This is a genomic window from Natronococcus jeotgali DSM 18795 (genome assembly GCF_000337695.1).
GTDB lineage: Archaea > Halobacteriota > Halobacteria > Halobacteriales > Natrialbaceae > Natronococcus > Natronococcus jeotgali.
In genome coordinates, this window is record NZ_AOIA01000072.1 from 1 (window position 1) to 10,192 (window position 10,192).

Here is a 10,192-nt window from a genome sequence, read left to right on the forward strand (position 1 = left end):
CTGTTCACTCAGTTACTACACCGGCATTCGCTCTGTTCATCCATGGCTCAGCACAGTTCACGAAGCGACGTTCGGGAAGTACCGATTATATGACTGTCAGCAGTAGTATCGGAGTACCCGACAAAACCTATGGCACAGCACTCACCGCACCACAGGACGTGATTGACTGGGCAACACTGCCCAGCGTCTGCTTGTCGGGTGACTCGTGGTGGCGGGTGAGACAGATGCCATGGGAGCGAACTCACATTCAGAGTCGGACGCGGATTCACCCGACACGGACGCACGTATCGACGCGAAACCACCTGCCGCGAACCGATTGAACGACACGGCGGAGATGGTTGCGGCGGCTCTCGTCGCTGACGCTACCGATTATCACGGACAGACTCGGTTTTTCGAGGACGAACTCGACGGGACGGACGATGCTCTCGACGGATTCGTTGCGGATGTTACGACTATCGGACAGTCGCAGTGCGAACGCGCGACGGACTACGGTGACATCGAGATGTTGGTCTCCCGGCTCCCGATTGAGCATCTCACGTTCGCCGCGCATGATTCGTTAGCGCCGTACTCGGGACCGTATCCGATGGCGCTACTGGTGCGGGCGTTCATCATCGAGGAGATCAACGGCTGGGACGAGACCGCCCTCCACGACCACCTCCGAGCAAACCCATCTCTCCGCCGCAGGCTCGGGTTCGAGACACTCCCAAACCAATCGACGTTCTGGCGCGCGTGGAACCACCGCTTCAGCGAAGCTCTCCGCGACGCCGTACAGGCGTGTGCTGAGGGGATTGTGAAGGCCGCACGCGCCTGCGATGTCTCCGTACCCGAGCGAGTCAGCACCAGCGAGGCGGGCGAATCAAACTCCGTTGACTGTCCGGAGCGCCAACTGCTCGCACAGAAAACCAACGAGGTGTGGCAGCAGGCGAAACCGTTCGTCACGGATGCGTTCGCGCTTGACCGAGGACCGAACTGGGAGATTCACGAGAACGCTTTCTGGGAGCAGCACGCCTACATGGGGATGCGCGAGGACATGTACGCGCGCAGCGGTCCAGCCTCGTTCTCGCTTGATACGACACGCGAACGTATTCCAACTGGATCGACCCACCGCTACCAGATCGGCAAGCACTCGGTTGCGGACATTCGCACAATGCTGCGGAACACCACGCGGATGATCATCGCCCGCGCCCGACAGAACGGCGAACTCACGGGCAAGCTCTGGGCAGCCATCGACGTGACCAAGGGATTTCCGTTCACTGGTGACACCGAGGACCATGAGGACGATATCCTCGGACACAGGGATGGAAACGAGTATTACCAGTGGGCGGTGCTCAAGATCGTCGGGATGGACGTACCGCTTGTCCTCGACGCCATCCCGCGCGAACGAGGTCAATCGAAAGACGAGATCGTGGAGAAACTGCTCGAACACACGACCGAGATGGTGAATCTCGACCTCGTGATGATGGATCGGGAGTTCGATAGCGGTCCAGTGAAGGATACTTGCGAAGAGTATGGCGTTCACTTCCTGAACCCGACGCGCATTTTCGAAGGTAGTGACGAGGCCGAGACCATCGCGTGGATGTACCGCAACGGCAAACGCTTCCACGTCGTCGAGGAGGAATCCGATGACGACATGCCGACACGCAAGAAAATCTATCTCCCGCAGCACTCGAACTCGGGCGGTGACGACGATGACGAAGACGACAGTCTCTCGGCAGTGTGGACGGAGCTGTGCGGCGAGTGGGAGTTCGAGGACGTGGACGGTGAATCAAGCGAGCGGATGTCGTTCTCGCGGCTGCTCGCGGACATCCAGCGCGAAGAGGAAATCGAAGAGCGCAAGGAGAAAGCGCAGGACGGAGACGTGGACACATCCGAGACGGTAGTGTTCGAGACGAACCACCCGTATGTGACGGCGCGTGATGCCGACGATCAGCAGATGGACGGGAAGGAATTCATCCACATGATCGAGCGGCTGATCCGGTGGTATCGCCGTCGTTGGGGTATCGAGAACGGTTTTAAGAAGCAGAAGCATTTCATGGTGCGGACCACCTCGACCGAGAGCGACTATCGGTTCTTCAACTTCGCGTTCGCGTGCGTGCTGTATAACGTCTGGCGACTCGTCGATTTACTCGTGAAGCTCGCCATCGACGGCGAGAACAGGTCGTACAAGCCACGAGTGGATGCGAACCAGTTCCTGACCGTGGCGAAGCAATTCTACGGTCTCGACCCACCCGACTGACGCCGCCACTTTCCCGTGTCCGCCCGACTCGTGAGCGGCGGCGCTGTTTCACGCCACTTTATTTCGCATTGCAAGGGTCCGATACTGAGATGATGACTTGATGGTGATTCCCGTTCGTTTACTACACGCGAGCGAGTATTAGAATGAATAGGAAGGCTGTGCATGACAAATCAAGCTAGCCGACATCAGAGAGTATCAAGCGATTCATGGCGGCGACGACGTCGAAAATTTCGTGCTCCGGTTCTTTTACTTCGCGTTTGCGTGTCTGTTGTATTCGATTTGGAGAGCTGTCGATCTACTCGTACAGATTGAATTGACTGGCGAGTACGAGCAGACGCCACTCATAACGGCTGAGAACACGCTCACACTGTTGAAGAAGGAGACTGGAATCGGGTGAAGGGCCACTCTACCCGCGCGTGGAAGAGTTGGTTTTGAGTGGCGACACTGGAAGCTCCCTCGGAAGAGCGCCGAAACACTTCTAAGACTAACAGGAATTAGCAGCTGAGAGGGCGTCTAAAAGATCGCCGATAGACTGATTTATCCGAATTCACCGACAACAAGCCTGCTAAACGGCCTATAGTCTCATCTTCCAGAGCGCGCAATTTGTATATCATCATGCGATTCACAAAATGTCGGATTTGCTCCCAGCATATTTGAGGAAACCTGAGACGGCAGAATTCCAATTTCTCGAGGGCCTTGGTTAAAATGCGATTTAACAAAGGGAGTTTACAAGGGTCGACACTGTACCCCACATACGAATGTCTACCCCGACTGATCAGCAGGGTTCTGCCGTCCACAAGGCGGTCTCTCGATATCTTGAGCGCTCGATCAAGTCCGATGGCTCGAAAGCGACCATGCGGCCAGCACTCGATCGATTCGCTACGTTCTGCCAGCGTGAGGGAATTGATGAGATCCGTGAGCTCGAAGCGGGCGACCTACGGGAGTTCGGGTATACACTCCGTGAGGATCAGGTCGACGGCGAGATCGCGGCGTCGACAGCGAACACGTACTTCGCATACGTGCGAGCGTTCCTTTCCTTTTGCGTTCGTGAGGAGCTACTTGATTCGAACCCGGCGAAGACGAATAAGGCGACTGAGTATCTTCCGGAAGACACGAGCGAGTCTTCAGGTCAATTCTGGACACCGGAACAGCGCCAGACGATCGTGAACTATGCGACCAAACGCGTCGATATGGCGAATGACGGTACGATCCGAACTGATCCAGTGACGGCCTCGCGAGACCGAACGATCGTAGTACTGCTTGCCGAGACTGGCGCTCGAGGTGCGGAGTTATTCGACGACTCGAAAGACGAGAAACGNTCTGTCCGTTTTTGAAAGTCCCGTAATCGAGAAGAGGTCCCACTACCGAAAGCCGCTCGCGATGTCCTCGAGCGCCACCGGAAGTACATCAATCCGCCGGCTGACGAGTGGCCCGTCTTCCCAACCGGCCATTTTCAGTCGAAACACGGTGTTCTCGAGTCAGAACTCGGTGAAGCTCGATTGTTAAAGGCGCTTGAGGAGAGAGGCAACGCGTCGAAGACAGACGTCCTCGACGGTCTATTCCGTGATCACGAGATCGAACCGCCGTCGATTTCCAAAGAGGGTGCACGGCGGGTGATGAAACGCCTTACTAACGAGGCGAACATCGAACTCAAGGACGGGCACGAGTATCTCAAGCCGCATGGAGCACGTCGTGGGCTCGGCGCCGAGCTGTACGCACTCGGTGAGTCTGAAAAGGCCCAACAGGTACTGCGTCACAAATCAATTGAAACGACCCACGAGGCCTACAGTGATCTCAAAACAAAAGACCTTGCCCAATCCATTGACAGAATACGGGATACGTAACTCAGCAAGCGGATTCCTTCGGCGTACGAGCCTTGTAATATGCTTGACTTTGAACGTTGAGAGATATTATAGTTGATTAAGTGAGATGGTTCTGTGGAAAGCCTCAGTAAGTAACAGACCCCCTCCCGTTGCGGCCAGTACAGGCTGTTCATAGACTGTCTATGGTGGTGACATAATGCCGAGTCTATTTGCTACCAGTACCCCACTCTTTAGGTATGCCCTCACTTGAGGAGTTTGAGGAAACCTTCTGGGAACGACACTCGAATCCGAAAAGCGGCTGGAGTCGTGTACTCGTGCTCCCCGTCCTTCTCTATGCGGTATATCATCGAAGTTGGAAACTCGCAGTTAGCACGGTGGTATTCACAGCGATCAACCCGCTGCTGTTCTCATCACCGGAGAGCAACGATGCGTGGATGACTCAAGTAGTGCTTGCCGAAAGGTGGTGGACGGAAGAGCAAAAACAGAGTGTGATTGGGGTATCATATCCGAACATACTCAACCTGCTCAACATTCCGGTGACGGGTTACTCATTTGTCTCCGCTTATCGAAAACAGCCGATTAGAGCAACCCTGGGTGGACTGACGTCGATGATGTTGAAATTCTGGTATGTTCGGAGTCTTGTCCGCCGGTATAACGAAGAAGTGTCTGAGTAAATCGTTGAGGCTAATCGCAGGCTTTAGCGAACTTATATTACAAATATTATATATGAATAATATTATTTCAACAAGGCCGCCAAGAGTGATTTCTTTCTGATTTGATCTAAGTTCAGTACCTCATAAAGCGTCTGCTCACTCAGACTGAAGCCGCAGTTTCATCCTGATCGGTAGTGATTGACGGAAGTTCTGACCGAAGATCGAGCAGAGTCGTCGCTGTCGGCGGCTGACCGCCGCCGACGCGACGGTGTTGCCACTTGCAGGGAGGCTGGCTCGGTCGAGCGTTAGCGGTGGAACCGATCGTCCGGTGGCCGATTTGCAGGGTCGGCCCGACGCACCGCGAGGGCCGTCCATGCTGCCCGGCATACCATCTTAATGAACTCCTTGAACGACCAGGACCAGAGACGACGCCCGCCACGGCGGGGCGTCGCCACGTACTCCCAATGCAGATACCGCCAAACGTTCTGTAACAGCGGACTCACTACGACGTACAACAGCCGGACCACCGGATTTTGCGTTGTCGTCGTTGCGATACTTTGTTCGGAGAGCCGGTACGTCGCCTCGCTACCGAAGCGTTTCGCGTAGTGGTATCGGGCGTCACGTGGTGAGTCGATGAACGGCGCGTCAGCGGCGTAGCCGTGACGCGCCACCCCGTGCTCATCGTACTGTCCATTCTGGTAGGTACAGTCGATGTAAACGGGAAACTCGACGGTTCAGCTGTGACCGTCGAGTTTCGCCGTCAGATCGTGCTGGATGACACGGCTCCAGCCTTCCGAGAGTTCCTGCTTGATCGTCTGTCCCCATCGGATGATCGGCATCACGTAGGCGTGGTTGTGCGCCTGAAGCAGCATGAGACACTTGCTATCGTAGAATTCACGGTCAAGATAGACGGCCTTGACTTCAGCGTCAAGGCCGTCGAGAATCCCGAGAAACTCTGCGAGGACGCTGCTGGCGGTGTCACCGTCGGTGAGACGGCGCACTGCCAGCGTATAGCGCTTGTTCTGTACACGGACGTAGAGTGTCGCATAGGCATGGAACGCGGTGGTTCCACGTTTCGCTTCTGAGTGATAGAGGCCGTCTGTGTCGTCTTTGTCACCGTAGTAGGGCCGCAGGTGGAGGTCTGCGCAGACCTCCACCTGCTCAGGAAGCACAGTGAGTACGTCCTTCTGGAGAAGCGTGTTCCCAACCTGTTCAACCGATTCGAGGTCGAATTTCCTGCAGAGATGGTACAGAACAGTGTTTTGGTGAGAAGAGTCTTCACTGTCCTCGCAGAGTGTAGAGACCGAGGTCCCGTCGGCGCACGCGCCGACGAGGACTCATAGATGTCTTCAGCGCCAATTTGAGCATTATCGCTCAGGCCGAGAGAAACTTCCTCGTCAATCGTGTTGACGAGGAAGTTAAGGAGNCTCATAGATGTCTTCAGCGCCAATTTGAGCATTATCGCTCAGGCCGAGAGAAACTTCCTCGTCAATCGTGTTGACGAGGAAGTTAAGGAGTTGGTCCTCGTGGATTGAACCGTCTGCTTGCTGCTGGTGTTTGGACACATCTTCAGCAAGCAGACGTCTCAACTAACCAGCTTTGTGAAGTACTGATATTACAAGAGCATCAACGAAAGCGAAACTATTGAGACAGTAGACTGACCCACTCCCCCAATTCCTTGGTTTTAGGCCCGAACGGACCTACCAATAGACCGCGATGAAGTTGGTCTCTAAGAATATCTTGTCTCCACCATCTTCTGAAGTAGATGATTCATTGAAACTCTCCGAATTTCCTGACCTACTCTCGAGGAAATTAGCCCGCACTCTTGGTATATTCTCTAAATATTCATCTAAGCCTTCGCCGGGAAGCTCATTTTCTAGTGCCTCTTCAGCTTCCTGTAGTATCTCTTCTTCTTCCTCGTAAGACTCCGCAACAATAGGGTCCTCTAGTGAGTCAATCGCATCGTTGATTGCTCCATCGGGGAAGCTGTTATCAGCTTGTATTTCAAGCATCTCCAAATAATCCTGAACCGTAGTTTCAAAGCTATTTGACGCAGTCTCTGAAGCTTTCGGTTCATCGAATGCTGATGGAAGATTCTCAACCTCGTGTGCAATGTCTGGGAAGACACTATCTAGTATATTCACTAGCTTCAACGGACTCCAATTTTTTCCTGGTGCAGGTGAATCGAGACGACCATAGACTGTGAATTCGTTTTCACTGAATAAGATCCGTGATGGTTCTTGCCAAAGATTATCTTCATCAATGAACCCTGCCAAGTAGAATTCATCAAAATCGATGTCACGTTCATTCGCCCAATTCTTGTCAACGATTATATTCTGGTCTTCACCATACACCCCATAGTTTGAGACCTTACATTCTATAGGGACTAACCCTGCCATCAAAATCTCCATTAATTCGAGAATCATGGCGATTTCATCGGTTGAAACACCCTGTTCCCGTAACTGTTGTTGGAACTCCTCCTCTGTAGAAAATGACTCCACTATATCTTCAAATGCATCAAATACTTGAAAGTATTCATATATGTCAGAACTACTCAGAGTAGCGTCAACTTCAATCAAGTCTCCCCGAGATAGGGTTTGGATCTCGGGGGACGATTCTTGCTTAAGAGTTTCTGTGTCAGCGTTCTCAATAGCAGCGGCATCTACATCTGGTTGTAAGTCTACATAATCAGAGATTGCAAGATCCTTCTTTCGAATCTCATATAATTCCTTGAAATTGGATTGGATTACGTATTTCTGGACTGTCTCTGTGGATTTCTGTTCTTCTTCCCCTACCGAAGCACCGATAGGTCCCAAAGATCCAGTAATACTAGAAGAGATACGTTGTTTCTGACTACTCGTTTTTTGCTGTGTAATGCCGCCCGTCGTTGACGAGAGCAAACTTATCAGAGCGGTCTGGTCAAGATATACGAACTCTTTGAGGTCAGGGTATGATGTAAAACCAAGACGTTCTTTTATATTGTTTTTGCGCCTGACCATCCACCAATAGGCACCCTGACCGAACTTGCGAATACGGTTAGTCATGATTGAGCACTCCGTCGTTCATAACTGATTTTTAAATCTGTCATTGTTATCTGATTTCGTCCCGCAGCGACGCTAACAACACCTGCTTCATCAAGAAGAGACCTCAACTGGGCACCTGTCCATCCATCTGTAAGCGAGGCTATTTCTTCGGTGTCAACCGTGTCATTGACATCATAGCCTTGATCTCGTAGTGATTCAAATATCTCGACTCGGTCTTGAAAACCGGGAATCTCAAATTCAACTTTCCAGTCCAATCGCCCAGGTCTCAGTAGTGCCTCGTCTATTCCCTCAATACGATTTGTCGATCCGATCACCAGTAATCCCTCTGACTGCTGATCTACACCGTCCATCAGAGAGAGTAGTTGAGCTACTATTCGATTCCCGAACTGTTGGTTTGGACCGTCTCCTCGTTCACTCCCTAAGCTGTCAATCTCGTCAAAGAATAGAATTGCGGGTTCATTTCTTCTGGCGTGATTAAACAGCTCTCGAAGAATCTCTTCTGTATCTCCAATCCATTTTGTAACGATTTCCGGCCCGCGTATCCTATAGAAATCTGCGTCTGACTCCGAAGCTAGTATCTTTGCAAAGTGGGTTTTCCCAGTGCCTGGTTCTCCATGAAAAAGGGCGCCTAGTTTGGGTTGTGTTCCGATTTGTTCTAACTCCCCACGCTGCGTTAATAGCAGTTCTACTCGCTTTTGCACATGCTTGAGCTGTTCTGACATCCCGCCAAAATCTTCAAATCCAATATCTAGTTCATCCGAAGAAAACTTGAGATTATGTATATAATCCTCGATATCAGTTGACGCAGGATGGCGGGATTCATGCTTGATAGCTGTCTTTTTAACAACATCTCGAATTATCCCTGTACTAGATATTTCGACCGTATTCCCGCTCTCAACAGAAACATCATCAGCAACCACATATACTGCCAGTCTCCCTCCTTGCTCCACTACAGCACGTTCATCAAGTTCCTTCCTTACAATACCAATTGAATTACCACGATCGACGCCAATTGGATCAATTACTTCTACAACTTCCCTGGAGTCCACGAGAATTGCATCTCCAGTTTCCGGAGAAAGATCGTTTGGATGTAATAGGATATCTATTCCACCTTGTCCCCACTCAATCAAAAGATAATCATGCCCTTCAACAGAAATAGTTCTAGCTACAGTTGCGTATTCCATAACTATTCCACCTCACACACAGGTTCTTGAAAAGTCTCTGGTAGCTGAAAATAGTTCTTGTCAATTATACCAATATGGCTGTATGCCTTGGTTGGTGAATGGATCGCAGAAATATCTCGATAGTAGGGGTTACTCCCCTTTTCTATTATAGATAATTCACTGTCACGCTCCGGCAGGAACGCCCTCATATGTATCATATTGATTTACCATTTACAGACATCCCACTTCCCTCTATCGTTGTCTTTGCTGCTACTATCTTCGTAAAGTGCCACCTCGATTCCAATGACCCCCTAACTGAGGAGCCGTATTCAAGAGGGACTGTCCAACACCTCCGCGAACAGGAGGGCGCGTCGTTCCGTGTGAGATAGAGAATACTCCCAATAGAGTTCTCAGCGATCCGATCTGCTGCCTGAAATGCTTGTGCTTCTAGATACTGGTGCCGAGGTCCAGAGAAAAGCATCCTATTCATTAAATATATACTCTGATGATAGTGACAGTACTTTTTTACCGATGATAGCTTCTCGATATCGTTCAAAATATGCCGAATAGATGTCCTAATAAGTTCTGCAGTTCATGAATTTAAAATGTCGGTGGTGGAATAGAAGCAATTAAAACGGACGAGGATATGACGAGACGTGGAGGATCTAATTGACATTGTAACCGCGAAAGAACGGGTCTGGTTCAGCCGAACAAATTTCCTGATCCCACTCAGAGCTGTTCATTGTACNTCGAGCAACGGTAGCAATTCCTCGTAGTACGCACGCCCCGCATGGAATACGAGCGTTTTCCCCGCTTCGAGCAACCCTGCCGACTGCAACTGCTCGAACACTGTTTCCGACCACTCTCGCTTTGTCGCAACCCGCGCATCCGTCAACGTTTCATCGTACGGCTCGATAGGTGGCCCGTTAGGCTCGAGCAGATAGTGCTTGGCCGAGAGGATGAACCAGTCGTCATGATTCTGCTCGCAGTACTGCCGAGCTTTGCTGAACAACGGTGATGGGGCATACAACCCGGCAGGTGGCGCAGGCTGCTCGAGCTTGGTCTTTGCACAGCTCACGAGTCCGATCTCTGTCACAATCAGCTATTTTGAGGCTCCACTAATGAACCTACTTCTCTCTGGGATACTTATTTTGGCCTTATTCTGGAGTAATAGAGTAGTAACGAGCGTGTCATAGAATCGTCCCCACAGGATTGTTTTCACCCTGACATTCAACGAACCAGCTGGTAGATCGAGCGTGCAGACGTACCTTTT

At 51.4% G+C, this 10,192-nt stretch carries 5 protein-coding genes and 3 pseudogenes; 4 read left to right on the forward strand and 4 right to left on the reverse strand.

Going from position 1 to position 10,192, the window contains the following annotated elements:
• Nucleotides 1-334 precede the first annotated feature (334 nt).
• The 4 genes and pseudogenes from C492_RS08185 (at nt 335) to C492_RS22520 (ending at nt 4,733) form a co-directional block, all read left to right on the forward strand.
• Nucleotides 335-2,236: a transposase gene (locus C492_RS08185; protein ID WP_008422300.1), complete on the forward strand. Its 1,902-nt coding sequence runs from the start codon at nt 335-337 to the stop codon at nt 2,234-2,236.
• 191 nt (nt 2,237-2,427) lie between these two features.
• Nucleotides 2,428-2,633: pseudogene (locus tag C492_RS25205) on the forward strand (transposase); the annotation flags it as partial.
• Nucleotides 2,634-2,994: 361 nt separating this feature from the next.
• Nucleotides 2,995-4,080, forward strand: a pseudogene (locus C492_RS08190) (tyrosine-type recombinase/integrase).
• A gap of 215 nt (nt 4,081-4,295) precedes the next feature.
• Nucleotides 4,296-4,733, forward strand: coding sequence for a DUF6653 family protein (locus C492_RS22520; protein ID WP_083898785.1), 438 nt, complete (start codon nt 4,296-4,298; stop codon nt 4,731-4,733).
• 284 nt (nt 4,734-5,017) lie between these two features.
• Here C492_RS22520 and C492_RS08195 read toward each other — a convergent pair.
• The 4 genes and pseudogenes from C492_RS08195 to C492_RS08205 all read right to left on the reverse strand — a co-directional run bounded on the left by C492_RS08195 (nt 5,018) and on the right by C492_RS08205 (nt 10,015).
• A pseudogene (locus C492_RS08195) lies at nt 5,018-6,171 on the reverse strand (ISH3 family transposase).
• Nucleotides 6,172-6,412: 241 nt separating this feature from the next.
• Nucleotides 6,413-7,756, reverse strand: coding sequence for a DUF6414 family protein (locus C492_RS08200; protein WP_008422303.1), 1,344 nt, complete (start codon nt 7,754-7,756; stop codon nt 6,413-6,415).
• Nucleotides 7,753-8,940 (reverse strand): ATP-binding protein, encoded by a 1,188-nt coding sequence (locus tag C492_RS22525; protein ID WP_083898786.1) that lies wholly within the window; start codon nt 8,938-8,940, stop codon nt 7,753-7,755. Before C492_RS22525 ends, C492_RS08200 begins: the two co-directional genes overlap by 4 nt.
• A 718-nt stretch (nt 8,941-9,658) precedes the next feature.
• A complete protein-coding gene (locus C492_RS08205) occupies nt 9,659-10,015 on the reverse strand; it encodes a DUF6884 domain-containing protein (RefSeq protein WP_008422304.1) in 357 nt (118 codons plus the stop codon).
• Nucleotides 10,016-10,192: the final 177 nt, after the last annotated feature.

Bases quoted from the DNA above. Each gene is read 5' to 3' on its own strand.
- C492_RS08185 (WP_008422300.1), top strand. From the start codon at position 335: ATGGTTGCGGCGGCTCTCGTCGCTGACGCTACCGATTATCACGGACAG.
- C492_RS22520 (WP_083898785.1), top strand. From the start codon at position 4,296: ATGCCCTCACTTGAGGAGTTTGAGGAAACCTTCTGGGAACGACACTCG.
- C492_RS08200 (WP_008422303.1), bottom strand. From the start codon at position 7,756: ATGACTAACCGTATTCGCAAGTTCGGTCAGGGTGCCTATTGGTGGATG.
- C492_RS22525 (WP_083898786.1), bottom strand. From the start codon at position 8,940: ATGGAATACGCAACTGTAGCTAGAACTATTTCTGTTGAAGGGCATGAT.